Source organism: Paenibacillus sp. WG02, assembly GCF_055396115.1.
Genome location: NZ_AP036016.1, coordinates 6,200,095 through 6,227,064 on the forward strand (window position 1 = coordinate 6,200,095; position 26,970 = coordinate 6,227,064).

The following is a 26,970-nucleotide window of genomic DNA, read 5'->3' on the forward strand; positions in this document are numbered from 1 at the left end:
TGAGAACCCCCTATGGTTTTGCAATACCAACTTCATTGCCTACCACATCAAAAGTTAAACCTGTTTTAGCATGATCTTTTTTTACACCATAAGCGACATAACCCGAATAAGTTCCAGGGATAGCAAACCGAATAGTCCTTGGTAAACCACTCTTCGAAAGTGATAGAATTCCAGTTCCATCAAATAAAGTGATATATTGATTGACGAATAAATTATAATTATCATCAGCCAGTTCATCCACTTTTACTGTGAATTTAGCTAACACCACGAAATCCCGCTGTTTATCCACTCTTGAATTCCAATGTGAAGCATCAATATTCACCATATAAGGATCATTCTCATCCGACGGATCTGCAATAATCACCTCGTCCAAAGTCACCGTAGCACCCTGCCCCGCACTCCATGTCTCGCCAATATTTTTCGGTTTTAGTCCAAGAACATATTCGACATTACTATTCGTCGTCTCAATCAGAGCCTGACTAATCGCATACTTATCTACCGGTAATTTCTCACCCTTTTTAGCCGACAAGATACGCTCAATAATCGTAATCGCCTGTGCTCGAGTACTTGTTCCATAAGGCGCTAAGTCAGTCGTGCTGACACCATGAATCAGCCCTTTTTTCACAGCATCAAGCATTGACCCCTTCAAAGTTGTATCCACACTCCGAGCGCTTAACATAGCCATTTCAAAACGTTGAAGCGGCTCATTATATCTTTCCGGAAATTCCACTGGAATAACACTTAACTCCTTCAGCCTTTTAACATAAGGAACGAACCAATCATTTCCCTCCACCTTTTCTACTTTTTCACCTGTTGCTGAAGATAACATTTTGATAAACTCTGCACGGCTAATCAGTAAATCCGGTTTAAAACTTCCATCGTCATAGCCATCTACGTATTTCTTTTCCACTGCAGTTTGAATAGCCTGTTCCGCCCAATGCTGAGATGTGTCCACGAACTTGATAGGGCTTTGGGCTGAGGAGTTAATCGCATCATACCCAATGGACGCTGCGCATAAGACCGAACATAAAATAATTGAAACCTTTTTTCTCATAAAAATCCCCTCTTTCTATTGGTCACTCATTAAACGTAACTTCTCCTTATCGGAAGTATCGCAAAATATAAAAACCGCCCAGCAATCGCCTAGCACACAGCGACACATGGGCGGTTCTTCCGCTCGCATTCCATATTCTTCTTGTTTGAAAATACCATAAACTAGTAGTTTTGTAAATCTCTAATTTTAAAAATGTTGCGATTCCGCTTCGCTTCCCCCTCCTTGAACTTAAAGTTGTGAAAATTGTACCAGATACATTGACATTTCAAATGAGAATCGTTATCATTCATATTAGTAAATGAAAATGAAAATCATTATCAGTATAATTTTGATCAGATAGGAGTGTTTAAAGTGGGACTTTTATTTGAAATGGTTAAAAAAAAGGAAAGTCACCGAGATCAGGAGTGGACATATTCTCAAGAGAATACGAACTCCATGAATGTACAAGAACTATCGACATTATATGATTTACAAACCGGAGATCTTCGTAAGCCAGCATATGAAATCATAACCATTAGGGGGAATTAGGTTGAGTAGAATCATTATCGTGTTTGCAAGCATGACAGGTAATACGGAAGAGATGGCTGATGCGATTGCAGAAGGATTGCAAGAAGCAGGCATTGAGCCTGTTGTGAAGAATGTAGTCGACACGAATGCTAAGGAGATTACCCACTATGACGGTATCATACTTGGCAGTTATACATGGGGAGACGGAGATTTAGCAGACGACTTCCTCGACTTTTACGATGAGATGGACGGCATTCAATTGGATGGGAAAAAAGCGGCAGTGTTCGGATCATGTGATTCTTCCTATTCCGAATATGGGGCTGCCGTTGATATATTAGTGAAGAAGCTGAAAGAATTGGGAGCGGAAGTAACTCTGGAAGGTTTAAAGATTGAACTGTCTCCTTCAAAAGATGACAAAGCACTATGCCGTCAATTCGGCAAACAGTTCGTGCATTCCTTGGGCGAATAATCCATTTTGAAAAGCCAATAATATAGGGCCTGTGAGCCTGCTTGTTTCTTATTTGAAACGGCAGATCACAGGCTCTTGTCATATGTGTGCTAGATTTAGAATAAGTAGTAATAGAGAAGAAAAGGAGGACCGCTTGTATGCTGACTTTAAAATCTTGGACGAGTTTATTTAACAGGGAAACGCCCGATTTTTATAAAACCGTTAAAGTCCGTGCACCTCGCGATTTTTTTAACCGAGCAGAAGTTTTCATTGAAGATATCCAATACACCACTAATGAAGAACTGCTTGGTATGAATATAACATTTCTCGTAAAATTATTATTTGAAAATTTTCTTGATCACGTACGCCAAGGCAAAGATTTGTACGATTACTTGTTGGATTTGAGAGAAACCTTTAGTCATTTTTTAAACATGAATACCAACGTCTTAGGTAACAATCTGCGAGATATAAATAGAGTTGCTAAGTTTCAATGGAGTTTGTCTAACGTATCTAGTATGACCGGTGTAAGAGATTATTTGACCCTTAACGTGGACATCCATCCAAGAGACGTCAACCGAATAGCCGTATTTTTCGATGATTGGGATTGTAAATATGAGATTCCATTGGATATGGACCTGAATGAGCTTTTGTCGTTGCTCTTTATTGAATTTATCACAGAGCTAAGGAACGGACTTGCTGAGGAAACCAAAAAGGAGATTATTGCATCCATCTTAAAAAAATGGGAAGAGCGTTAGCAAGATTTAAAATAAAAAACGCACAATCCGTTTCGTACAAACGGTAACTGTGCGTGTTACTAGGTTTTGTCTTTTAAGTGGCAGTCTGCAAAGCAAGAAGTTCATCTTTACTCAACTCTCTCACTTGACCCAATGCTAAACTTGGATCTAGCTCAAGTGGCCCCATCGAAATTCGTTTCAGGTAGACGACTTTTTTGCCGACGGCTTGAAACATCCGTTTCACTTGATGGAATTTGCCCTCCATAATCGTTAGCTCGATTTCCGAGGGCTCATTTTCAGACTCTTTGCCGGTCTGCAAAATTTTCAAAATACCCGGAAGTGTTTCATAACCGTCGTCCAAGGTAACACCTTGGGAGAATGCTTCGCGGTCCGATTCATTTACCTCCCACTCCACTTTCGCGAAGTAGGTTTTGGGTACATGTTTGCGTGGAGAAAGAAGATTATGGGCCAATTTCCCATCGTTCGTTAGCAAAAGGAAGCCTTCTGTATCCTTGTCCAGGCGTCCAACAGGGAAAACCTCGAATGGCGCATATGCCTTATCCAAAAGATCCACAACCGTGCGGTCGCGATTGTCTTCTGTGGCAGATACGACCCCCTGCGGTTTATTCATCATGAGGTAAACGAACTCACGGTATAGCACCGATTCACTGTTTACAGTGATAATATCGGTATCGGGGTTCACCTGCATACCGCTGTCTTTGACTTTCACACCGTTGACGAAAATCGCGCCTTCTTTGGCGAGGCGTTTGAGTTCAGAGCGTGTGCCGATGCCCACATGGGCGAGTATTTTATCGAGCCTTTGTGTTTGTTTCATGACCGCTTAGGTCCACCTCCAGCCGGGCGGGTATTCGTTCTTCAGCATCCCGTCGTGCCATTTGCCCCAGCCGACGGGATGGTCTTCAATGCAGACCAGGCAGTAGCCTTTGGCTGCCTTAGTCACTTCCGGGTCGCGGATAATCTCGCTCTCCGCGACTTCGAGCGTCTCGCCCTTCAGGTACCGAAGGGCTCGCTCGTCGCTCGAAGCCAAGCTCAGCGCTCGCTTGGCTTCGCGCATGCGCAGTCCCATGGCTAGCGCATGGGACGGTTCAAATCGGCCGCGGTGCAGCGCGCCGATGTACCAGCCCGGCCGCACGACTTTCAGTCCGTGCAGCTCGGGCAAACCAGCCGGCGACGCATACGCGTGCTCGCCGTAACACACGAGCCGCGCAGGGGCGAAGGGCTCGCTGCGCAGCAGCTCGACCGAGAACGCCTCCAGCGGCTCCAAGCTCACTGCCGCGCGAGTCGACATCTCCGCGCGCCCTTTCCGCAGCGCCTCACGGCCGCTGCGCTTCCCCGATGCCGATGCTGATACAAAGTCAGCATCAAAACCCTCCACACCGGCATCCACAACCGAATCCCGCCGCAAAACCGCAACATAATGCCCCTCACCCCGCAGGCGATGCGGCCAAAGCCTTGCCGTCCCAGCCACAGCCTCCCGAGCGCGGTCCGAAAATTCCTCCTCACACCAAGGCGCCCGCAGCCAATCCGACCTTCCAGAGCCAAAACCCTCTACCGGGACCACATCAAACGCTGGATGCTTGTCCAAAAACTCCGCGATCTGCGCTTCATTCTCCTCCGGTGAAAACGTACAAGTCGAATAGACAATCATTCCGCCGGGTGCTAGCATTTGTGCAGCCTGACCAAGCAACTCTCTCTGCATACTGGCAAATTCCTGCACCGAATGACGCTCCCATTGCTGCATCATCTCTTCTTCTTTGCGGAACATTCCTTCGCCCGAACAAGGTGCATCAATTAATATTTTATCGAAATAGCCTTGGAAGACCTTTAACATCCGCTCCGGTTTCTCATTCAATACGATAGCGTTCCTAACTCCCAATAGCTCAAGGTTTTTCACTAGTGCCTTCACACGATCAGAATGAATGTCATTAACAACAAGCACCCCTTCGCCTTGAAGCTTAGCGGCTATTTGCGTTGATTTCCCGCCAGGCGCAGCACATAAATCGAGAACACGCTCCCCTGGACGCACTTGCAGCAATTCAACTGGCGCCATCGCGCTTGGCTCTTGAATATAGTAAAGCCCTGCATGATAATAGGGATGCTTCCCAGGACGTTCACCTTCTTCATAATAGAACCCCTCGGATGCCCAAGGCACTGCGCTCAGAGCAAACGGACTTTTCGCCAAAAAATCCGCCTTTTCCACCTTCACCGTGTTCACCCTTAGACCAAACGTTCTCGCTTGGTCATACGATTCTAGAAATTGCTCAAATTCATTTTCACCCAATAAATCAATCATCTTTTCTCTAAAAAGGGCAGGCAACTGCTTCGTCATTCAGACATCTTCTCTTTCATCTTTTATCTTTGGTATTTTATCTTTGGTATTTTATCTTTTCAATCTCTTGTCTTCATTATCAGCCTTCATTTCACTTTCATCCAATAACCTATCGGTATTATAGCTGACTTGTCACCAAACAGCCAATTATTTTCAAAATATCAACAGGATATGCTATACTTTTTAAAGAAGATAGTAGAAAGTAAACATTATAAAGAGGTGCATTCATGAAGAAGCTGCTTATTTATCTTGGCATTGTTCTTGTTTTATTTGGAGGCTTATATTTCGTTAATCAGCAGTCTACCAAAACTTCGGACAAAGCTAATGCTGGCAATCCCTATGGCGTTGCTGCATCCAAATTAAATCCGGAAACAGTGAAACAATTAACTGATCCGAACTATCAAAACCTCATTCTACCGAAGGATTTGGATCAAAGACTGAAGAATAAAGAAACATTTTTCCAATATTATTACGCTTCGACCTGCCCACATTGTAAATTAACAACCCCAGTTCTTGTTCCCATAGAAAAAGAGCTAGGTATTGACGTCAAACAGTTCAACTTGGAAGAATTCAAGGATGGCTGGCAGAAATATAAAATCGAATCCACACCTACACTCGTCTACTACAAAAATGGTGTAGAAGTCGAACGAATTGTTGGCGGTGTTCCAGAAGCAGGCGCAACTGGCGGTAACACACCTGAGACATTCAAAGCATTTTTCCAAAAGTATAAAGGTTAATCCTACGACAAAAGCAGCGGAGATTCCGCTGCTTTTGTTATTCATCTAACGCTAGGGATGTAGCACTTCTCTATTTTCGCCTCTAAAACTCAACTACTCGCACTGGTATAATGGCGTAAAGCGATCTTCCATAATACCCTCGTCATTCCGAAACAAACCATCGCAATCCCAACACTCCAAACGACTTCCCATCCACTGATTCGACCTATGAGCGCTGAAGCTGGGAATGTCGTTATGAAAGCAATCGGAAATATATAGGTTAATGTGAATCGTAATAGTCCTTTATAGACCGAAACTGGAAACCGTGCCGTTTCAAAAAATGAACTAAATAAATAGGACAAGTTATCTACTTTAACCGCCCAGAAAGAGAACATCATCATGCCCATCCAAAGCGAATAGACCACAACCAACGATGCAAGGAAAACAATGACGAAGCGTATAAGCCCCGCAATACTTGGAATAGCGTCCAGTTCCCAGAGTGCGTAAGCCGTCAAGCCAAAACCTAGAATAATATCGGCTACTCGCCAGAAAACCAGATGTCTAAAACTAATGTAAAATTGGCTGTCAACTGGTTTTGTCAGGATGAAATCCAATGTCCCTTTACGGATATGACTGACGAGTCGAGACATATTCGGCTGTAGGATAAATTCAATAAATCCGTGTACCGCGTTAAAAATACCTAGAAGTACTAGCACCTCATAGAAACCCCAGCCGCCAATTTCCTGTGTACGATAAAAGTATAATTGAACGGTCAAGATTGCCATGAATAGCCAAAAAACCGTGGATAAGAGATTCGCGGCAAAATTAGCTCTATACTCGAACTCTTCGACTAAACATGCCCGCATAAACTCCTTAAATAGTCGTAAGTATTTGATCACTGTCGCACCGTTCCTCCCTCATCCGCCCACAGCGCCATACTTCTTCATCCCTTGTCTCCACATGAACCGAAACATGACAAGAAGGACAATAAGCCAAATAAGCTGAATCGCAAAGTTGTGAAATATCTCGGATGATCCAAGCTCAAGCTTGCCTGTCAGCAGCTCAACTGGAAACCCGACGGTTCCATAGAAGGGCAGCCAAGCTGCCGTTTTTTCAACCCAAGAAGGAAACATACTCAGCGGGGCTAACCGACCAGCAAGAAACAAATGTATACCCTCATATAGGCTATAAATCGCAGTTGCCCTGTTCGTCCAAAAAGCCAGCAGACCAAACTCAAAACCGATTAGAAAACGGATTGCAGAGGAAAGCACAATAGCGAAGAACGAGAGTGTAATTATTTCCAAGGAAATAGTCATCCTGAGCATAGGGATACATGCAGCAGCTATCGCCCATGCGGGGATTAGCAAAACAGCAAAAAACAACTTATAAACGAGGTTTTGAGAGATACTCCAATGAACCGGATGGAAGGGGCGTACGATCTTAGTGGAGAGAGACCCGTCCTGAATGCTGGCATCCAGCTCCCACACATCCCATGTACTCGTCAATCGATCAACAAGTAGTACTCCAAGAAAATACACTATATAATCATGAGCTGTATAGCCACCAATGGAATTATTATCGCTTATCGAGAGCCAGACTGCCATACTGACCAGAGGTTGAATGAATGCTCCTATCATCCATATGAGCGATTCACTCCTATAGGCAAACATAACCGCCCATTCAACACGAAGCAGCATGCGATATTTTTGCCAAAATAAAGCTAATGCCTTCATGGTCCTTAACTTCCCCCTCCGGTTCCCGCTTCAAACGCTTGTGCGATCACCGATTCCATGGACGGATCTTCAATGGTCAAATCCAATACCGTCAAGTGGGTTAATAATCGGGCTGACAGTTCAGAAACTTGCTCTCTCGGCACGTCTACTTCCACATTTGGAAACTCATATTGAAATAACGTCCCTAACCCTTGGGTTACATTGATGAGCTCTGATTCCTTTACCCGCTCTGCTAATTGAAGACGAATACGCTTATTAGGTGCATACTTATCAACCAATTGAGAAATAGCACCATCATAAAGGAGACGGCCTTTTCCGATCACCAGCACTCGCTCACACAACGCCGTAACATCCGCCATATAGTGACTTGTCAGCAAAATGGTCGCCTTATATTTACGGCTGTAATCCTGAATGAATCGGCGCATCACTTCCTGCATATTCACATCGAGGCCAATCGTCGGCTCATCTAGAAATACAATGCGCGGGCGATGCAGCAGCGCCGCTGCCAGTTCACACTTCATCCGCTCTCCCAGCGAAAGCTGTCTAACCGGTTTGCGGATGACTTCTTCTAACTGGAGGAGCTGCACCAAATCTCCTAAGGTTTCTTCATATTCCCGATCAGGTATCTCATAAATGACTTTATTAACGAGAAACGTTTCCGCTGCAGGAATGTCCCAGATGAGCTGACTTTTCTGTCCCATGACGAGCGAAATCTGCTTCTTAAATTCTTTCTTTTGCTGAAAAGGAACAAAACCGCCCACATTCACTTCACCACCTGAAGGATGCAGCAGTCCCGTTAAAACTTTCATCGTCGTCGTCTTGCCAGCCCCATTCGGACCCAAAAATGCAACAATTTCACCTTCCGGTATGAAAAAGGAAATATCATCTACCGCTTTCACGGTGCGGAACTTGCGGTGAAACAAGCTTTTCAAAGATGCCTTGAATCCAGGCTCTCGCTCATGTACTTGGTAATATTTGCTCAGCTGGCGAACCTCAATCATGGCCTTCCTCCTCGTTATGCCCAGGGGGGTTTAGCTTCAATTTCGCAAGAAGTTCACCCAGTTCATCATCTAGGATTTGAATCGTGAGGTCATAGGGAGCGAACGGTTCTTGCTCCACACGCATCAGCTTATTTAAGTACTCCCCACTATCTCGGATCAATCTTTCCAAATCAATACCGAGCGTATGTGCAGGGTATGGGGCTAGTTTGTCCAGTCCAGCGTTAAAGAGCTTAATGGAACCGCTTACGTTTCCATTGGCATGATGATAAAGGCCCACTGCAACCTGCAGTAGACCTTGGTATAAGGGGCTTCGGCCTTCCTCCAGCCAAAGCTCCTCCATCACTTCATGACATTCGAAATAGTCTCGCTGATCATTGAAATAGTATAAGTAAGCCACATATAAACGATCGTAGGTACTCATAGATCAGTTATTGTCTCCTTTTTTCGCTCTGGCGATTGCAGCCTCAATATCGGATGACAGATCACTCAAACCTTCTTCCGTCTCCCATATCTCATTAAATCTCAGCTGAAATTGAGCGGCTTCCCGAACTCGATGATAGAAATAAAGCTCCTGAATGTTATTGAGTACTATGTTTACCAAATTCGAGTTATCCTCAAACATCTTCTGAGAGGCGACAATCTCACCACGAATGCTGGACATTTCCTGATCCAACAGATAAGCAGCCTCGGCCGCTTTGCTAAGTCGTGCTCTAACCTCAGACGGCAATTGTTCTTTATATTTATAATTCAAAGAATGCTCGATCGTCGCCCAAAAATTCATGGCGAGCGTACGAATTTGCACCTCAGCTAATATTCGTTTCATTCCCAAAGCGGTTTGAACGGGATATTCAATAATAATATGAAAGCTGCGATAGCCACTTGGCTTCTTATTGGCAATATAATCTTTTTCATAAACTACTTGCATATCCTGTCTGCTGCGAATCAGCTCGGCCAAACGATCAATGTCTTCTACAAACTGACACATAATCCGAATCCCCGCAATATCCTCGATACCAGACTCTAATTGATCCATAGGCACACTCAAGCGCTTTGCTTTCTCCAACACACTTGATATCTTTTTGACACGACCCGTTACGAATTCAATAGGCGCATATTCTTCTCTGCTCTTGAGTTCGCCACGCAGTGTCTTGAATTTTACTTTTAGCTCCTCCACCGCTTGCTCGTAAGGCAGGAGAAATTTTTTCCAATCTCGTCCATCCATTCTTTTATCCTCCATTCTGAATGAAGTCAGTGCTGATCTGCGCCGATTGCCTGGGAAATATGTGTGTAGCCATCTCTCCTCAGCAAATCTTGAAGACCTTTATTCAAGCTTGCTAGCATCCCTGGGCCTTCATAAATAAAGCCTGTATACACTTCAACTAAGCTTGCTCCGGCCCTTATTTTGTCATAGGCATCTTGGGCAGTAAATATCCCGCCGGACCCAATAATCGGCAGCTTGCCTTCCGTCAGCTGATAGACACGTCTAATAACTTCCGTCGTTCGCTGCGTCAGTGGCTTTCCGCTAAGTCCGCCTGCTTGTTCGCGATTAGGGTGCACCAGCCCTTGCCTGCTGAGCGTCGTATTCGTGGCGATGATCCCAGAAATGCCGCTATCCTTAATCGTATGTACGGTTAATTCAAGCTCTTCATCCGTGAGATCCGGCGCAATTTTAACCAAAACAGGTTTACCTGAATGACCATTCTTTTTCTCTTGCAGCTGCATTTCCGTTGTAACGGCATCAAGCAATCGCTTTAAATCATTCCCATGCTGTAAATTACGCAAATCCGGTGTATTTGGTGAGCTAATATTCACAACAAAGAAATCACCATATGTATATAACTCCCGAATGCAAGCTCGATAATCCTCTTCGGCCTGTTCATTCGGCGTCGTCTTATTTTTACCTATGTTAATAGCTACGGGGATGTCATGTTTACCTGTCTTCATCAAGTTTGTGGCCATCTCATTCGTACCTACATTATTAAAGCCCATTCGGTTGATAAGCGCCTTGTCTTCCGGAAGGCGAAATAGCCGCGGCAGCTCATTGCCCGGTTGTGGCTTTGGTGTAATTGTGCCTACTTCCATGAAACCAAAGCCTAGTTGTGAGAATCCTTTAACAGCCTTCGCATTTTTATCTAATCCAGCTGCCAGACCTATTGGATTTGCAAATTGTAGTCCCCATAATTGTTGGGCCAAGAGTGGTGAATTGGCCACTCCATACATCGATTTGAGCAGTTGTTTCCCACCTGGGAAGCTCACCACTGCGCTTAGCCCGTCAATCGTAAGATGATGCGCCTTCTCCGGATCCATTCGGAACAAGATTGGTTTTGCTAACTTCTTATAAAGCATGTCCTATGCACTCCGTTCTCTAATGACTCTAACAGTCAGTTTAGCTGACAACGTGCAAATATGCAATCCACGGAAAGGCATTTCACCTTTATTTCAAACAAAAAATCCCTGCTCCATGAAGGTTGCAAGGGAATCCAGAAAGCTATTTAACAACCTAGGCTTCGGTACGCTGCAGCAGTCGTTCCAGATGCATAGTCAAGTAACCCGTTTCATCATCAGGCACTTCTAATTGAAGCGAATCACTCAGCATGAGAGATAACACCTTCGCCTTTACATAGGTGTCTCCATACTCCTCTTTGATCTTTTCGAGCAGCGAGTTCTGGAGCGTCTTTCTTTGTTTGACACGTTCAATGACACCTTTCAAGTGACTAATGAACCGCAGCGTTGAGAATGAATCATCGAAATTAAAGCCTAATTCTTTGGCAGATTCAATCGTCTGCGACACAACTCTAACTACCGCTAAGGAATCAGAAGCTTGCTCTTTTTTACGAGCGCCATTGAAATGCATGGCCAAGAAGGCAACTTCATCCTCCGGCAATTTCACATCCAAATGAGCATTGAGGAAATCTACGGACTTTTTGGCTACTTTGTATTCTTCCGGATACATATACCCAATTTCATAAGCGAATGGATTCGTGATGAAAATACCTCGTTTTTGTCGTTCGACGGCAAAGTTGATATGATCGACTAGCGAAGCGTGAATCGTTTCGGAGAAATCGCCCTCCAGCATGCTTTGCGCATAAGCGATGACTTCCTCTGTAATCCCGATAATTTTCAAATCGACCGCATTCAGAATTTGTTCGTAGTTTTTAAGAACTTCGGATGTATGCAGGAGAAATTCTTGTGTGATTTCGCCTTCGCTAATGAGCATGCCTGGCGTTTTTTTGAATCCAATTCCTTTACCGAAAGCAATGGAATTTTTCCCTGATGTCAAATGTGCCATCACCACATTATGGGACAGTACATGAATGATTGTCCGTTCAATCATAAGACACCTCCTAATCTTTGTTTCGGGGTCCCCGCAAAGTAATCGGAATAGACTTCGAAGGCATACGTCACTTTGTGGGGTAAATTTAGGCTTGTCCTGATTTGTCTTTTTGCAAGTGCAGCAAGGGTTTAATACTTTCTCGAATTTGTTCCGATTCCGTACCAAAAACAATGTGTACGTTTCCTTTCCCCAGCCTGATAACCCCGATTGCGCCAAGGTCTTTAAGCTCGCTGTCCTTGATTAAATTTTCTTCACTCACCAGCAAACGTAGTCGCGTAATGCAAGCATCGATCGAGATAATGTTAGAAGGTCCGCCAATATGCCTTAGAATGCTGGTTGGACGGTCTTCTTTCGTTTCTTTGACAGCCTCCAGGGCATCTTCTGTTTCAATCGGAGCAGCTTCGTCCTGAGCGGGCAATTTAAATGGAAAGAAATGCAGATATGCCCGAAATACCACATAATAAAGGAAGAAGTACCCTACGCCAACAAGGACAATCCAAAAAGGATTCGTAGATTGATGCCAGCTAAGAACGAAATCAATAAATCCAGCTGAGAATCCAAATCCCATTTTCACCTGAAGCATATTCATGATCACCATGGAAAAGCCAGTTAAAACGGCATGTATGAGATATAAGCCTGGTGCTACGAACATAAAAGCAAACTCTATTGGCTCTGTTATGCCCGTAAGGAAGCTGGTTAATGCTGCACTAAGCATCACAGGAACAACAAACTGACGGTTAGAAGACGAACTTCTACTTAAAGCTAAGGCTGCTGCAGGAAGCCCAAACATGATCACGGGATAAAAACCTGTCATGAATAGTCCCGCTTCTGGATCTCCAGCAAAAAATCGTGAGATATCGCCATGCAGCACTTTACCCGTTGGTGTGGTGTAGTCTCCGATTTGAAACCAGGCGATATTATTAATAATATGATGCAAACCCGTTGGAATTAGAAGCCTGTTCATTATTCCGTAGATAAATACGCCAATGTTCCCATTATCAACGATCCATAACCCGATTACACTTATGCCCTTCTGAACTGGAGGCCAGATGAAACCCATCAAGACCCCTAAGAAAACCATGACCAAAGATGTAATTAACGGAACGAATCGCTTGCCTCCGAAAAATCCGAGCGCTTTGGGCAGCCGTGTATGTTGGAACCTGTTAAAGAATGCAGCAGATAGCATGCCAACGAGCATACCGCCTAGAACACCCATATCCAGCCGTTCCGCAGAGTCAGTCCCCACTTGAAAATGCTTCAAGACATTGTCGAACACTAAATAACCAACCGCGGCCGCAAGTGCCGCTATCCCGTCTCCGGACGTTAGTCCAATGGCAATACCAATTGCAAATATGAATGGCAAATTATCAAAAATCGCACTTCCGCCTAACTCAAAAATCTGAGCCACCTGCATAAGAAATGGATCACTAAACGTCATTTTCCCAATACGTAAAAGAATGGATGCCGCCGGCAGCACCGCAATCGGAATCATCAATGAACGTCCTATTTTCTGCAATATATACATAGCTCTCATGTCATGTTCCCCTATAAAAGCCCACAAGTTTGGCCGTATCTTGTTTGCTCTTGCCTATCCCAATTATAGTAGAAAGAACACCCTCCCGAAAGGATAAAATCCTCTAGGATAAGGTGTTTTTTCTATGCAACCCATTATACAGTTATTTCACAGCACCTGCAGTAATGCCACTTGCGATTTGACGCTGAAAGATCATATACACAATCAACGTTGGAAGTGTCGTTATAAGCAGGCCTGCGAATAACGGTCCCCACTCAACTCTATACTGCATTTCTGCCTGCATAACCGCAAGACCGATTGGAAGCGTATACTTGGTTGGTTCATTGGTCAAGACAACCCCTAGGAAGTACTCGTTCCAGTTATTCAGCATGTTTGTAATCATCACTGTGATAAGACCCGGTTGAGACAAAGGCAGCATAACACGGAAGAACGTACCGTAATGGGAGGTCCCATCAATAATCGCTGCTTCTTCAATTTCTTTTGGCAGTGATTTGTAGAACCCTACAAGCAAGAAAATTCCAAACGGAAGATTGAGTGCCGCATAGACAAGAATTAATCCTAACCACGTATTGATTAAGTGCAAATCATTTAATAAGAAGAACAATGGGATCAGTGCTAGCGCAAACGGTATCATCATGGATGATATGTAAATCGTTAAGAGAATTTTGTTCCCTTTAAAATCATACCTAGCCAGGATGTAGGCTGTCATTGCAGCAAGGATCATACCCAAAAGAGTACTTCCAACCGTCACAATAATGGAATTCATGAAATAGGTGCTAAAATTATATTTACTCCAAACATAGGAGAAATTTGCCCAAAGCAGCGGGAATTTAGGCAATGCCCATGGGGCATTTAAGAAAAATTGTTCATTATTTTTGAGCGCATCAAGCAATGTCCAAATCAATGGATACAGGACGGCAACGCTCCAAATAAGAAGAATGATCCAGACAAACATTTTGGCTAACGGATTTTTGATGACCATACGATGGTTCCCCCTCCTTCAGTATTCTTATCTATGATGACCTTAATGCATTTCAATTGTTTCTTGGCGCATGATACGCTGCAGAACAAGGGTAGTAATCAGTGAAACGATTAAGATCATGACACCGATGGCTGCTCCATAACCGAAATGATATTGTTGAAAAGCCATCCGATACAGATAAGATCCCATAACTTGGGTCGTATTGTCAGGCTGTCCGCCATTTGTCATTAATTGAACAATGACGAATGATCCATTGAGTGTCGTAATGACAATGTTAACAATGGAAACCTTAATTTGTTCCCAGATGAGCGGCATGGTAATGTGACGGAATTGCGACCATTGACCAGCTCCGTCTATATTAGCTGCTTCATAGTAGGAAGCAGGAATATTCACGATTGCAGCAATCATCAAGATCATATAGAAGCCGATACCCGCCCAAATCGTTGGGGGTAATAGCATCCAGATCGTATGCTGTGGAAATCCTAACCAAGTAATATCGACTTTATTTCCTGTGAATAGTGACAAGAACGCATTCAGGAATCCAATTTGCGGGTTGTAGATGAAGTTCCAGAGAACACCAATAACAACGACTGAAATCACATTCGGGATAAAGAATATAGCGCGGAAGAAGCCAGAGCCTCTCAGCTTGAAACGAGTTAAAGCAACTGCGAAGAACGTCGCCAGAATCATAATGCCAATGACTTTACCTACTACTAAAAAATAATCATTTCCGATGGCTCTAAGTATAATGGGATCCTTAACTAATTCGACGAAATTATCAAATCCAATAAACGTGCTATTCTCTGACATTCCTGACCAATCATAGAATGACTTCTGCAAAGCCTGTATCACAGGGTATATCGTAAACACACAGAAGAAAAGAAAAGTCGGAATGATGAATGAAGCGATGAACAAATTCCGTTTCCACATTTTCGAGTTGGTCTTCATTCTATCCTCACCGTCCTATCATTAAAATGGCGGAGAACTCCTAAGGCTATTGCCTTCCAAGTTCTCCGCACTGCTTCATTCAGTTCCTATTTCTTTTGTTTCGCTACGACATCAGATACACGTTTGACCCACTCTTCAGGCGTAATTGTACCAATCGTCAATGCCACTGTTGCATCTTGCATGGCTTTATCAACGTCTGCCGCGAAGGAGACTGTTGGCACTACAACTGTATCAGGGGATGACAAGAATTTCGCAGCATCTTTAACAAAGTTAGGTGCTTTCGAGGAGGAGATGTCACCTTTTACGTTCGAAGGAGCACCGCTCAACTCAGCCCACTGGGAAGCTTGTGTTTTTGAGAATACGAATTGCATAAACGCTTTTGCTGCTTCTTTGTTTTTCGCCTTTTTCGCAATTGCAAAGGTCGAAGTCGAAGTATTAGCTACCACTTTTCCGCCTTTATCTTGTGTGATGGATGGAATGAATCCGAAATCAAAGGAAGCTGGAACGTCTTTGGCCATTTCGTTTGGCAGCCACAGACCGTTCGGGATAAAAGCATCTTTGTGCTGCAGGAACAAGGATTGGGAATCCGTGTGGTTGATTTGTACGGATGCTTTGTCGATGTAACCTTTGTCACGAAGCTGAACGATTTTATTAAGACCTTTAATGATAGCTGGGTTTTTCCAAGCTTCTAGATTATTTGTTGACATGTCTTGCAGCAGTTTGTAGTCATTATTGTTTGCAGATACGATAGCTGGAAGCAATACGCCACCGTTAATGTAGTATGGATATTTACCTGTGTGGATGAAAGGATTAATGCCAGCACCTTTAATTTTCTCACTTACCGCTAGGAATTCTTCGAAATCTTTTGGCTCTGCCCAACCTTTGTCTTTGAACAGGGCTTTATCGTAGAAAATACCCCATGAGCTCATTACGAAAGGAACATTGTAGATTTTACCATCAAACTCTTGTGGTTTTTGAGCGAGCAAATCAATGATTTTCTCGCCGTCAACGTTTTTAGCATCTTTAATCCAATCCGTCAAATCTTCAAGCTGTCCGTCTGTAACCATTTGACGATCGAACAATTCAGGTCCGTCAATGTATACGAAATCCGGTGGAGTACCTGCGATCCAACGAGGTTTCATTTGTTCGTTGATTTTTGGTCCTGCACTTTCTTTAATTTTCAGATCAGGGTTAGCTGCTTGGAAATCAGCAATAACTTTTTTCCACCATTTGTCGCCATAACCGCCAACAAAGTACTGGATTTCAAAATCGCCGGTTAATTTTTTGGGACCAGCAGCTGTTGGAGCCGCTGTAGCAGCTGTCGTCGGCGCCGCCGTTGCAGCTGGTTTTGTTGTTTCCACTGGTGCAGATTTACCACAGCCTGCTGCTACAAGTACCATGGATGCAGCCAAGCCCATTGTTGACCATTTCTTCATATTCATGTGTTCATCTTCTCCCTTTTTTAATAAGTCTGATGGTTATTTATGAAGTAGCGTATTCCTAAATTTAACTTTCCTTGTAGTTTGCGCTACCAACTCCCTTCAGGGTTTATCATTTTTGGCAAAAATAAAAAGGGCATAGTTATAGAAGAAATCTTACATTCTTCAATAACTAATGCCCTTACGGTAACATGTTATTAAAACTGACATATTCAGTTGATATCGGTGTTTCGTGTGATTAAATCTTACAATAAAATGACATGGTCGTCAATACTTGATTTTAAAATCTTTTTTACATGCATATTCTATGATCGACCCTACTTATGCTATGATAAAACCATATTCTTTAATCCCCAAGGAAAAGGTGATTCCGATGTCCAAACGTAAACCGATGATGTCCAATCGTAGAGCCAAAGAAGAAGTCAATAAGAAAGCGATCATTTGGACAGGATCCATAATGCTTGTTGTCATCATTACGATGACATTACTGATCATTTTGAACAAATGATTAGGAAAGAAGTGATTGAATTCATCACATTTCGAATTGTAATCGCTTTCTACAACGTTGTCAAGAGTAAAACATTGGAACGCTCGTACTTCATGACAAAACCGTCCGAAGCATATTCAGACGGTTTTGTCATGTTCCTACTCCATTTAATCAAGCCATTTATATTTCTTACCAGGGTTGCTGTCATCGGTTTGCAGCGGAAGGCCAAAGGATTGATCTGGTTTCCCTCCCCCGGCTCCTACTCCCGGGTTTTCGCCGCCATTACCATGTCCTCCGTCCGGATTTGAAGGTGGTAATACCCCTTTACCAATTGTCACTTTCGTTTCGTGAGTTACCATGTTATAGAGCTCTTCAATGTCCGCTTGCTGCATCCGAACGCAGCCGTGTGATTCATCTTTCCCGATGCTGGAAGGCTTATTTGTACCATGAATCGCATAAAGCGTATCCGACAAAGTCATTCCTCGGCTGCCAAACTCTCCATTCGATTTGCCATTCGGATTGCGCACCTTTTCACTAATGAAGAACTCCCCTTGCGGCGTCTTTTCTCCCCCTAAGCCAACTGGATAACTTCGAATGATGAAATCTCCACTAACAAGGGCTAAACGATGTTTATCGGTATCTATAACAATCCTAAGCGGTTCAAGCAGTGGGTCTGCGGAAGCTTTCGGCTGTGAACTTGATGGCGCGGCCTGTTCCTTGAGCTCTTGTTTCGGCTGCTCGTTTTTGTCCGTTGATTGTACCGGATCCTGCGGCGCTTTGCCCGCTTTTGCGATTTCATTAACCTTACTTACAGCTTGAGGGAACGCCTCCTGCATTTCGGGGGAGAGTCCTGGCAAGAGATTATCCGGGTAAGGCTTCGAAAGCTGTTCAGGCTTCTCTGGCAGCGTCCCCGTCTTTTTTTGGAAGGCCTGGATTGCGCTTTGTAAGACAATAGCTTGCTCACGATCATGCATCCAATTCGCTATGACGGGAACAAGCTTGGAGCTATCCGCGACCTGGCAGGAGCATGTCTGCGACTGGTAATATTTTAATGCTGCTGAACCCCCGCCTCCACCATGACTCTCCACGCTGATCAAAGGCTTCACCGACCTGTTCCACTCGTTCCATTTACCATCTTCACTCCTGGGAACTCCCATGATAACAGATTCCCCAGACTCCTGATCCTGAGGATGACAGTACTTGTTGAAGCTTGTTGCCCCAATCTCCATTTGAGAAATACAGTTTCACTCCAGAAGGTGCATCCTGTTTAGGTGTTGCCGGCGCATTAGCTGCCGCTGGTGCTGCAGCAAAAGTCTCCTTCGGGACGTTCCCCGTATCCTCGTTCTTCGCTAAATCCATTGCAGCGGGAACTGCCAACAGGAATAGAATGACCATTAACGGCAGCCATTTCCCTTTACCGCTGGGCTTGCTTTTAACAGTTGTCATGGCACCTTTATGTAAGGCTGAAGCAGATGAAGCAGGCAAAGGACCTTCAATCGCTATTTTCTGACGTTCGAAAGCCTCATAGATCTCCCCAGACTGCGCGAAACAATACGCTGCTTTGCCTTCCTTTCCTTGCGCTGCGTATTCTCTGCCCAATAAGTACCAAGCCATTTTATGATCAGGATGTTCTTTCACATATTTTTTGAGATATAGAGGATCTTCGATCGGATTATGTTGGAAAAATCGTTCTAACTGATCCATGCGATTCTTGTCCTTCAATCTAGAAAACCTCCTATCGATTACACGGTAGCTCTTTTTCGTATATCGGCAAAAATTACCTAGAGATGAAGTCATGAAAAAAAAGAGCTTGGACAAAGGTTTCCCCTTGCCAAGCTCGTTTAGCGAATTGCTTATTTCACAAATGATTTCGTGCGTAAAATGGCTGTTTGGTGAGCGGCATCCCACTGTACATCCAAGCCGATTTGCTCTGCAAAGAAACGCACCGGTACATACGTACGGTCTTGTTTCACATAAGGAGAAGCATCCGTCACTTGTTTGATGTCTGTTTGACCCACTTGTTTGCGTACAATGCCTGTTTCACCAATCGTTAGCTCAACCGTAACATCACCTTTGATAAGTTTTACGATTGATTTCCCAGCTTGCTCGACATACTTGACTTCGTAGCCAAATGCTTCGCTTATTGCACGAACAGGTACCATTGTGCGGCCGCCCTGAATTTCAGGTTGGGCATCGAATGAAACCACTTTATCCCCATTTACCACTTTTACTTGATCATTGTTTGCTAGATTTCCAGGTAACTGGTAAGGAGCAATTTTACGAATTTTGTTATTTGAGGAGTCTGCGACCACAATATTACCTTGAGCGGTTACCAGAACGTCACTCGGATTGTAAAACTCAGCAGCTTGCTCCACGCCGTCCGCTTCACCCGTTTGGACTGTTCCAGCAATCGTTGAAACCTTTCCATTCAGCAAATAACGAATCACATGATTCAGACTATCTGAGATTAAAACCCCACCTTCGGAAGTTACGGCAAGCCCTTTAGGGAAGTCAAACTTCGCTTTAAGCGCATCTCCATCTGCAAAGTCTCCACCAGCATATAACTCATTTTTATCATAAATGGTATGATTGCTTAATTCGGGTGTCGAACCAGCCACCGTAGTCACAGTCCCTGCTTGGAGGTCGATATAACGTATACGTTGGTTGCCTGTGTCACTTACGAACAAATTGCCTTTGCTATCTAAAACCAATCCAGCGGGTTCATTGAACTTCGCTGTGGCTAAGCTGCCATCTTGAAATTCACCAGCGAAAGAAGCTTCACCTGGACGGATTTGAATAGCTCTAGTCGCAGCTGCATTCAAAGTAGAAACACTGCCGTCAACTGCTATTTTACGGATAACATGATTGAGCGAATCCGCGACATACAGAGTTCCATCTGCAGCTGCAGCAACATCGCTTGGGCGATTAAAGCTTGCCTCAGCACCTTTTCCATCCTTAAGGCCAGGAACGCCATTTCCAGCCAATGTGGAAACTTGTCCATTCGTATCTATTTTCCGAATAGCGTTATTTGCCGAATCAGCTACATACACATTGCCTTTAGCATCAACAGCTAATCCTGTCGGCTCATTGAAAAAAGCTTCAGAAGATTTCCCATTAACAAGCCCTCCTGCAGGAAAGCCTTGGTTATTCTTCGTCACGACAACTTCCGGGCCTGCGAAAGTGGTTACTTTCCCGCCTGAAATTTTACGAATGAGATGATTCCGTGTATCAGCAACAAGAATACTGCCATCTGAAAGTTGAACAACGCTGCCCGGAGCACGGAATGCCGAACTAAGCGCATCCCCGCTCTTATCTTCAAAATCGCCGATCCCCGCGAAGGTCGAGACATCCGAAAGGATCTGTCCATTGCTGGATAATAGTGCATCCGTCGACAATCCTGCCGCCCATGCGGATGAACCTCCCAGTAAGGTTGCGGCCACTAGGGATGAAACGATTATATGTTTTAAGGGTTTCATAGGTTTCTCCTTTTTTCTATGTTAAAATGATTAATCTTTATTTTTTGGAGGCAAAATGACTGTTTTCTCAGTTCTATCTGGTATCAAAGGAACTTCTATTTTTTGAACGTCCAAACCATTTTTATGAACAATAACGATTTTTTCGACTTTAATCTTATATGATCCTGAAGTTGCCCCCACCGAATGACCATAAAACGGAATGGTAACTAACTTTTTAGTTCCATTTATCGCTTCAACATTATTTGAATTTGCACCGAAATTCGTCACTGCATACACAAGCTCTTTCTGTAAACCATTAGAATATTCTTTAATATGATCTGCACTATTGGTTTGGCTAAAAATATCCGAATTACTTACCCATGGGTGCACCTCATTAACATTAAGAGCGATATTGGAATCATAGGATAAGTGGACTTCTACACCATAGATTGTGTTATTGCCGATAAAGTCACTCAGATTTACATCTAAATTGAATAATCCGAGGTTGCTTACAGAGGGTGCAAGACTAATACTTGGAGTTAATACGGGTGTCCCTGGGTCTGTCCCCCCTGAATTCCCCGGATTTCCTCCTGGTGCTGTAGTATTCGGCCCATTCTTCTTATCATCAAAATCCTTTTTCTCTTTATCTGTGTAGCTTTCTTTCAGTTTCGCTTCAGCTTCAGCTTTAGCCTTCTCTTCCGCTGCTTTCGCCGCTTCGAGAATCTTTTTCTTTTGCTCTTCCAAAGCTTTAAGCGCTGCTGCCAGCTTTATTTTGAGCTCTTCTTGCTTCTTCGTTTCTTCAAGTTGCTTTTTGAGCTTCTCTGCTTCAAGCTTTTGAAGCATTTCTTTCTTTATTTTTTCCTTTTCTGCGTCGACACCAGCCGTTTTATCCAACTCTTTAACTTTGTTTAAATCTAATTTTTTTTCTTGTTTATCGATTTTTGCATTTGCTTGTTCAATGATTTTATTCAAAGACTCTTTATCAACCTTATTTTCTGTGAGAGCCATCTTTGCAATATTACCAATTAAGTTATCTAAGTTTTGTTTCACTTTATCTAATTCAGCTTGATCCTTCACGGATAAAGAAGTCTTATCATCCACAAGTTTGCCATCTTCAATTTCTTTCTTTTTGTTAGCAATAAACTCTTCATTTTCTTTATCGATTTCGGCTTTGTTCAGGATAATCTCTTTAATGATTTCAGGCGATGCATTCTTGATAAAATCATTTAGATCAAGGAAATCAACTTTAAGGGACACATCATCCGTCTCATCCCTAGAATCCAAAGAAATTTGTTGCGTTGGATATAAGTATGTAATGGAAGACTTTTGAGTCGAGTCCGCTCCGTTCGTCACAGTCGATGCGGAGACTTTCCCAGCTCCAACCGCCATCTTAATTGCGCCTGTTTTCGGATCAACAGTAACAAAGAACTGCGTTCCACGAACACCCATAACAGCGGTTGGCGTTTCAACTTCAAATTCATCATTTGATCCAGCTAATGACTTCACCTTGACCCAAAGGGATCCGGCCCATACTTTAAGTTTGGATTTCTTATTTCCAGCTGAGGTGTTTAAGTCTGACACGTTAATCTCAGCGTTTTCGCCTAATATGACGTCTGCATCCCCATTGCTTAAATTAAGCGTGACAGATGAGCTAGCGCCAGTGTAAACCGTATCGCCTTGATTTAAACTCATACTTTCATAGGCATCGTACGATTTGGAGCCTCCGCCTTTCTTGATCGTTACATCACCGGATAATGCTCCAATGACAGCTACCCGAACGGTTTTTGCGTCTACAGGCTTTACAAGCAGCGCTGAGACCAAACTAAACACTAAACAAAAACTTAAGAATAAGGACACGAATGATTTCTTAGTTATTCCCACACTGAATTCCTCCCAGCATTCATTTATTAGAGATTCCCGATAACTTCATATACCGCCACGGGCTTTTCTTTTCCTTTTACCTTAATTTCACCGATAGATTCTATCTCAAAAAGGTCTTTGACCCTCGCATAGGTCTGTTCACTAATTAGAATTTGACCTGGTTTCGCATTCGCTTCTAATCGAGCTGACAAGTTAACCGTATCTCCGATAGCCGTATAATCCAGCCTCAGGTCTTCGGAACCAATGTTTCCAACAACCGCAGGTCCGCTATTAATACCCAGCCCGAATTTCACTCCGATTCCATACTTCTCAATCAATCTCTGCTCAAGAACAGTAGCCTGTGACTTCATTTCAATAGCCGCACGCACAGCCATCTCCGGGTGATTGTCATATTCAATCGGAGCGCCGAACATCGCCATGACACCATCACCAATAAACTTGTCGAGCGTTCCGTTAAATTTGAAAATAGCTTTCGTACATACGTCCAGATACTCATTTAATACTTGAATAACTTGCTCTGGCTCTAGTCGCTCCGACATAGGGGTAAACCCGCGAATATCTACGAAAATAAGCGAAATATCTTTACGACTGCCGCCAAGCTTAACATCTTCACCTGACTGCAGCAGCTCGTCTACAACCGATTTGGAAACAAACCTTCCAAAGATACCGGTTACGCGGTTGCGCTCCTTTCGTTCTTCCAGGTAATGACTCACCAATGACCAAATATAGATCAAAACAAGAGCTAATTGCGGATACACAAGTGGAGCGAAGGTTGAGCCAACAATATAGAAGGATAACCATACACCTCCATAGATCACAAACATGCCTAGAAAAATAAATAGGGCTGTCTTGCCTTTATATCTATGAAATAAGAAAATGGCCAGCAAAGATATAAGTAAGATAATCCCTACGCCAAAAGGCTTACTAGTATCTTTATAAAACTTGCTTTCTAATATAGTTTGAATCATATTCGCATGTATTTCGATCCCAAACATCTTAACAGAGCTGATCGGTGTTGGATATTCATCCTGCATAGCCGTTACGAACGGTCCTACCAGAACAATGCTGCCTTGCAGTGGTAAGGGGCTTTTACTATTAATAACATCAATAAAAGAGAGCGATTCATAGCCAGTAGTTGCATCAACTTTCTGCCTTGGCAGTGTGAAGAATTCGGTCGTCACTTGATTTCTTTCGTTCGTTGGCATTACGATATTGCCGCGCTTCCATTGTCCTGTTGCTTCATCTCGCTTCACTTTGTCCTTATCCTCGAGAACTAGATTGGCAAGCGCAACGCTGAACGCAGGTATGTATGCTCCATTCTCATCCGGCAGCCCAACTGGCAGCTTCCGTGCCTTACCATCCTTATCGACAAACACATTAATATGTGCCATTTGCTGCCTGCTGGTTGTTAGTGTTGGAGTGGGGTAGTCGATTTTCTCAGGCACAAGCTCGCCTGCTTGCTCTTGCTTGGAGGGATAGTTAATTTGGACGGGCATAATGACATTATGATACTTGGCCAAAACATCAGCCAATGCTTTATCGTCGGCGGGATTTTTCGATGGTTCAGCTAACACGACGTCTATACCAATTGCCGCTGCGCCTGACTGTTCAAGCTTCTCTATCAACTGCGCATAGGTCGTTCGATCCCATGGAAACTTTCCGATAGCTTTAAGTGATTTCTCATCAATCTTAACAATCTTGATGCGATCATCCGGCTGACGCTCATCAACAGATTTAGCTTTCCGCAAAACATCTTGGAGGGGGCCTTCAATAAAATAAAACAAGCCGCTAGAGTTAACCGTGTAGAAATATGTCGAAAATAACATCAACACAAGTCCTACCGCTAAAGTTTGAATCCATTTCTTCTTACCCATAAGATCCTCCCCATGTTTACTAGCTTCATTGTAAGATGGCAAGTAAAAAATGGCAATAAATAGTTACAAGTTACTACAATTTGTATCAAAAAAAGAGCTCAGTTCCTTTACAGGAACTGAGCTCTTTCGACATTCTGCGAATCACATCACAAAATTATGTTTTATACGGATTAGTTAAAAGGTGTATCCGCTACTTTAATGGAATCTGTTGGGCAGCCATCTTGTGCATCCTGTAGATCATCAAACAAATCTTCAGGGATTTCAGTTACCCCTTTGTTGCCATCTCCATCAAAAATTACTTCAGCCAAACCTTCATCATCATAATCATAGATGTCTGGAGCTGTAGCTCCGCATGCGCCGCAAGCGATGCAAGTATCTTTATCAACAAATGTATACTTTGCCATGATTTCTAACTCCTCCTCAAATTATCCTCAATGTAAAATATAATATAAATACGGACAAAGTTCAAACCTTAAAATTAATTACGCTCAAAATATTGTTCAATAAAGTCAGCTATACCATAGATATTGTTCAAATCGAAGGAAGGAAAAGCTCTTGAACCAAATTTGAAATCGTCCATATCTGTTGCAATAGCAATCGGCTCTGGCTCAAGTGCTTGAATAATTTCACTTTGCTCTATTGTACGAAAAACAGCAATCTTTGGATGCTTTTCCTTCTTGAAGCCTTCGATAAAAACATAGTCTAGATGCGCATAAGCACTTAACTGTTCTTCCAGACTTGGATTCCGCTTCTTCTCGAACACATGAATCTGATCTGGAGAAAGGGTAATAACCGCTTCTGCACCCGACTCTACAAAAGTCGCGGAGTCCGTCCCTGCTGCTTCTTTATAATGTCCATGAGCATCATGTTTCATTACAGCTATCCGATGGCCGCGCTGCTTCATTTCTACGATTAGCTTAGCCACTAACGTCGTTTTTCCGCTGTTCGAATAGCCGGCAAAGCCCATACAATGTGCCATATTTTCGTCACTTCTCCTCTTCTTTATGAAGGGGATTGTTCCTCAAATGGTCCATTTGCAGGGAAGTCCCTCTCGTTTTATGATTTCTAATCATAGCTGAAGGATTATCGCCCATCATCCCCGCGGTTAGAATCGCATTTTCTCCGAATTTATCCCGAAGTCCGTCCATAATACGATTCAAATTTTCTCGTTTAGGCTGCTTTTCATAATCGAATAAATCTAACTGAACGAATGTTTCTTCCTTCACCGTCAGATTTTGCAGCGTAATTCCCAGCAGCCGAACAGGGTTGCCTTCCTCCCATTCATGATCAAATAACTGACTCGAAGTTCGATAAATATCATCCATATGCTCGGTGGGAGTTGGCAAAGTGATGGATCGCGTAATGGTCCTCATCTCTGGATCGCGAATCGTGATTTGGATCGTGGATGCCATCAGCTCCTGCTTGCGAAGTCTTCTAGCTACTTGATCCGCCAAATTTAAGAATACGCGATGAATTTCCTTGGTATCGGTAAAATCCTGCGGCAGCGTCGTCGTATGCCCGATTGACTTGCTCTGTTCTTGTTCAGGGTTTACCAGAGAATGGTCAATCCCGTTAGCCGAACGCTTCAGATGTGCACCTAAGATGCCAAAGTGTTTACTTAGCAGCAACTCGTCCCCTACAGCTAGCTGACCTAACGTGTGGATACCAAGTCTAGTCAGCTTATCCGCCGTCTTTTTGCCAATTCCATATAAATAGTTGCACGGTTTGTCCCAAAATACGGTTGGAACATCTCGTAGACGCAGCACAGATATCCCGTTCGGCTTTTTCATATCGGAGCCCATCTTGGCAAGCAGCTTGTTGGGGGCTACGCCGATCGAACAGGGCAGCTTAAGTTCCTTCATAATCTTCTGCTGAATGTTATTCGCGATCTCAAGTGGGGTTCCAAATTGCTTGGAACCTGTAATATCGACGAAACACTCATCGATTGACATGGATTCCACCATAGGTGAATAACTATAAGCTATCTGCATAAACCGTCTTGAGAAGCTGCGATATAGTTCGAAATCAGGTCTTATCAGTATCAAATCCGGACACAGCTTCAGCGCTTGCCTAACTTGCATGCCCGTCTTGATCCCTACAGCGCGCGCTGCATAAGATGAAGTAACAATAATCCCTTTACGAAGCTCAACACTGCCAGCAACAGCAATCGGCTTTCCTTTATATAAGTCAGGCTCAACAGCCTCATGAACAGAGCAATAAAATGCATTCATATCTATATGCAGAATGACTCTACCTTGCTTGGGATAATGATGCTGTGTTGTCACCATTTATGTTCCCTCCCATTGATAAACAACAACTTTAAGAGCCATTTTCAGCATACAAAAAATTATTCTTTCAAGCAAACGTATTTTTGCGTTATGATGTCTTTACCCATACTATTATGGTATAATCGTAAATTATACATTAGCGCTTTAAAGCAAGCACAAGCACCTGCACATCAAGCACCGAAGTCACTTTGCTAGCTTTTGAAGG

At 43.4% G+C, this 26,970-nt stretch carries 26 protein-coding genes; 4 read left to right on the forward strand and 22 right to left on the reverse strand.

The features are described from left to right. Positions 1–10: 10 nt before the first annotated feature. The gene (locus ACBP55_RS28045) at positions 11–1,054 is read right to left on the reverse strand and encodes an S-layer homology domain-containing protein (protein ID WP_464646312.1); all 1,044 of its coding nucleotides are present in this window, start codon (positions 1,052–1,054) and stop codon (positions 11–13) included. Positions 1,055–1,583: 529 nt separating this feature from the next. On the opposite strand from ACBP55_RS28045, the gene ACBP55_RS28050 reads away from it, so the two are divergent. Both ACBP55_RS28050 and ACBP55_RS28055 read left to right on the forward strand, forming a co-directional pair. Then, positions 1,584–2,030, forward strand: a complete 447-nt coding sequence (locus tag ACBP55_RS28050) for a flavodoxin (RefSeq protein ID WP_464646314.1) — start codon at positions 1,584–1,586, stop codon at positions 2,028–2,030. A 137-nt stretch (positions 2,031–2,167) separates the two neighbouring features. Beyond that, positions 2,168–2,764: a hypothetical protein gene (locus tag ACBP55_RS28055; RefSeq protein WP_464646316.1), complete on the forward strand. Its 597-nt coding sequence runs from the start codon at positions 2,168–2,170 to the stop codon at positions 2,762–2,764. Between the two features lie 73 nt (positions 2,765–2,837). Here ACBP55_RS28055 and ACBP55_RS28060 read toward each other — a convergent pair whose 3' ends face one another. Next, on the reverse strand, positions 2,838–3,578 hold the full coding sequence (locus ACBP55_RS28060) for a pseudouridine synthase (RefSeq protein ID WP_464646317.1): 741 nt from the start codon (positions 3,576–3,578) through the stop codon (positions 2,838–2,840). A 6-nt stretch (positions 3,579–3,584) separates the two neighbouring features. Continuing rightward, positions 3,585–5,093, reverse strand: coding sequence for an RsmB/NOP family class I SAM-dependent RNA methyltransferase (locus ACBP55_RS28065; RefSeq protein WP_464646318.1), 1,509 nt, complete (start codon positions 5,091–5,093; stop codon positions 3,585–3,587). Between the two features lie 227 nt (positions 5,094–5,320). Here ACBP55_RS28065 and ACBP55_RS28070 point away from each other — a divergent pair, with 227 nt between their 5' ends. Beyond that, entirely contained in the window at positions 5,321–5,830 is a 510-nt protein-coding gene (locus ACBP55_RS28070; RefSeq protein WP_029193477.1) for a thioredoxin family protein, read from the forward strand. Between the two features lie 89 nt (positions 5,831–5,919). On the opposite strand, the gene ACBP55_RS28075 is transcribed toward ACBP55_RS28070, so the two are convergent. From ACBP55_RS28075 to ACBP55_RS28125, 11 genes are all read right to left on the reverse strand, one after another. Then, positions 5,920–6,708 carry an ABC transporter permease gene (locus ACBP55_RS28075; protein ID WP_464646319.1) on the reverse strand — a complete coding sequence of 263 codons (789 nt, stop codon included), beginning with the start codon at positions 6,706–6,708 and terminating at the stop codon, positions 5,920–5,922. A gap of 18 nt (positions 6,709–6,726) precedes the next feature. Next, positions 6,727–7,542, reverse strand: a complete 816-nt coding sequence (locus ACBP55_RS28080) for an ABC transporter permease (protein ID WP_464646321.1) — start codon at positions 7,540–7,542, stop codon at positions 6,727–6,729. Between the two features lie 5 nt (positions 7,543–7,547). Then, complete coding sequence (locus ACBP55_RS28085) at positions 7,548–8,543, reverse strand: ABC transporter ATP-binding protein (protein WP_464646323.1); 996 nt, start codon at positions 8,541–8,543, stop codon at positions 7,548–7,550. Beyond that, complete coding sequence (locus ACBP55_RS28090) at positions 8,536–8,964, reverse strand: DUF309 domain-containing protein (RefSeq protein WP_464646325.1); 429 nt, start codon at positions 8,962–8,964, stop codon at positions 8,536–8,538. The genes ACBP55_RS28085 and ACBP55_RS28090 overlap by 8 nt, the downstream gene beginning before the upstream one ends. Before the next feature lie 3 nt (positions 8,965–8,967). Next, positions 8,968–9,765 (reverse strand): GTP diphosphokinase, encoded by a 798-nt coding sequence (gene yjbM / locus ACBP55_RS28095; RefSeq protein WP_029193471.1) that lies wholly within the window; start codon positions 9,763–9,765, stop codon positions 8,968–8,970. Positions 9,766–9,791: 26 nt separating this feature from the next. Then, positions 9,792–10,889 (reverse strand): quinone-dependent dihydroorotate dehydrogenase, encoded by a 1,098-nt coding sequence (locus ACBP55_RS28100; protein ID WP_464646327.1) that lies wholly within the window; start codon positions 10,887–10,889, stop codon positions 9,792–9,794. A 154-nt stretch (positions 10,890–11,043) separates the two neighbouring features. After that, positions 11,044–11,877, reverse strand: a complete 834-nt coding sequence (locus tag ACBP55_RS28105) for a PRD domain-containing protein (protein ID WP_029193469.1) — start codon at positions 11,875–11,877, stop codon at positions 11,044–11,046. Positions 11,878–11,962: 85 nt separating this feature from the next. Beyond that, the gene (locus ACBP55_RS28110; protein WP_464646329.1) at positions 11,963–13,411 is read right to left on the reverse strand and encodes a PTS transporter subunit EIIC; all 1,449 of its coding nucleotides are present in this window, start codon (positions 13,409–13,411) and stop codon (positions 11,963–11,965) included. A 142-nt stretch (positions 13,412–13,553) separates the two neighbouring features. Next, positions 13,554–14,393 (reverse strand): carbohydrate ABC transporter permease, encoded by an 840-nt coding sequence (locus ACBP55_RS28115; RefSeq protein WP_029193467.1) that lies wholly within the window; start codon positions 14,391–14,393, stop codon positions 13,554–13,556. A gap of 42 nt (positions 14,394–14,435) precedes the next feature. Next, positions 14,436–15,341, reverse strand: coding sequence for a carbohydrate ABC transporter permease (locus tag ACBP55_RS28120; RefSeq protein WP_268615092.1), 906 nt, complete (start codon positions 15,339–15,341; stop codon positions 14,436–14,438). Between the two features lie 86 nt (positions 15,342–15,427). Beyond that, a complete protein-coding gene (locus ACBP55_RS28125) occupies positions 15,428–16,783 on the reverse strand; it encodes an ABC transporter substrate-binding protein (RefSeq protein WP_029193465.1) in 1,356 nt (451 codons plus the stop codon). A 370-nt stretch (positions 16,784–17,153) separates the two neighbouring features. Here ACBP55_RS28125 and ACBP55_RS28130 point away from each other — a divergent pair, with 370 nt between their 5' ends. Continuing rightward, positions 17,154–17,288 carry a hypothetical protein gene (locus ACBP55_RS28130; protein WP_268615096.1) on the forward strand — a complete coding sequence of 45 codons (135 nt, stop codon included), beginning with the start codon at positions 17,154–17,156 and terminating at the stop codon, positions 17,286–17,288. A gap of 146 nt (positions 17,289–17,434) precedes the next feature. Here the strand turns inward: ACBP55_RS28130 and ACBP55_RS28135 are convergent, their stop codons facing one another. The 8 genes from ACBP55_RS28135 to ACBP55_RS28170 form a co-directional block, all read right to left on the reverse strand. Further along, the gene (locus tag ACBP55_RS28135) at positions 17,435–18,424 is read right to left on the reverse strand and encodes a L,D-transpeptidase (protein ID WP_464646333.1); all 990 of its coding nucleotides are present in this window, start codon (positions 18,422–18,424) and stop codon (positions 17,435–17,437) included. After that, complete coding sequence (locus ACBP55_RS28140) at positions 18,405–18,989, reverse strand: hypothetical protein (RefSeq protein ID WP_464646335.1); 585 nt, start codon at positions 18,987–18,989, stop codon at positions 18,405–18,407. Before ACBP55_RS28140 ends, ACBP55_RS28135 begins: the two co-directional genes overlap by 20 nt. 131 nt (positions 18,990–19,120) lie before the next feature. After that, entirely contained in the window at positions 19,121–20,743 is a 1,623-nt protein-coding gene (locus ACBP55_RS28145) for a stalk domain-containing protein (RefSeq protein ID WP_464646337.1), read from the reverse strand. A 30-nt stretch (positions 20,744–20,773) separates the two neighbouring features. Continuing rightward, positions 20,774–22,603: a FecR family protein gene (locus ACBP55_RS28150; RefSeq protein WP_464646339.1), complete on the reverse strand. Its 1,830-nt coding sequence runs from the start codon at positions 22,601–22,603 to the stop codon at positions 20,774–20,776. Between the two features lie 26 nt (positions 22,604–22,629). After that, positions 22,630–24,477 (reverse strand): CHASE2 domain-containing protein, encoded by a 1,848-nt coding sequence (locus tag ACBP55_RS28155; RefSeq protein ID WP_464646341.1) that lies wholly within the window; start codon positions 24,475–24,477, stop codon positions 22,630–22,632. Between the two features lie 170 nt (positions 24,478–24,647). Then, on the reverse strand, positions 24,648–24,881 hold the full coding sequence (locus ACBP55_RS28160) for a ferredoxin (RefSeq protein WP_029193460.1): 234 nt from the start codon (positions 24,879–24,881) through the stop codon (positions 24,648–24,650). A 74-nt stretch (positions 24,882–24,955) separates the two neighbouring features. Further along, a complete protein-coding gene (gene mobB / locus ACBP55_RS28165; protein ID WP_464646343.1) occupies positions 24,956–25,456 on the reverse strand; it encodes a molybdopterin-guanine dinucleotide biosynthesis protein B in 501 nt (166 codons plus the stop codon). A 7-nt stretch (positions 25,457–25,463) separates the two neighbouring features. Then, on the reverse strand, positions 25,464–26,765 hold the full coding sequence (locus ACBP55_RS28170; RefSeq protein ID WP_464646345.1) for a DNA polymerase IV: 1,302 nt from the start codon (positions 26,763–26,765) through the stop codon (positions 25,464–25,466). Positions 26,766–26,970: the final 205 nt, after the last annotated feature.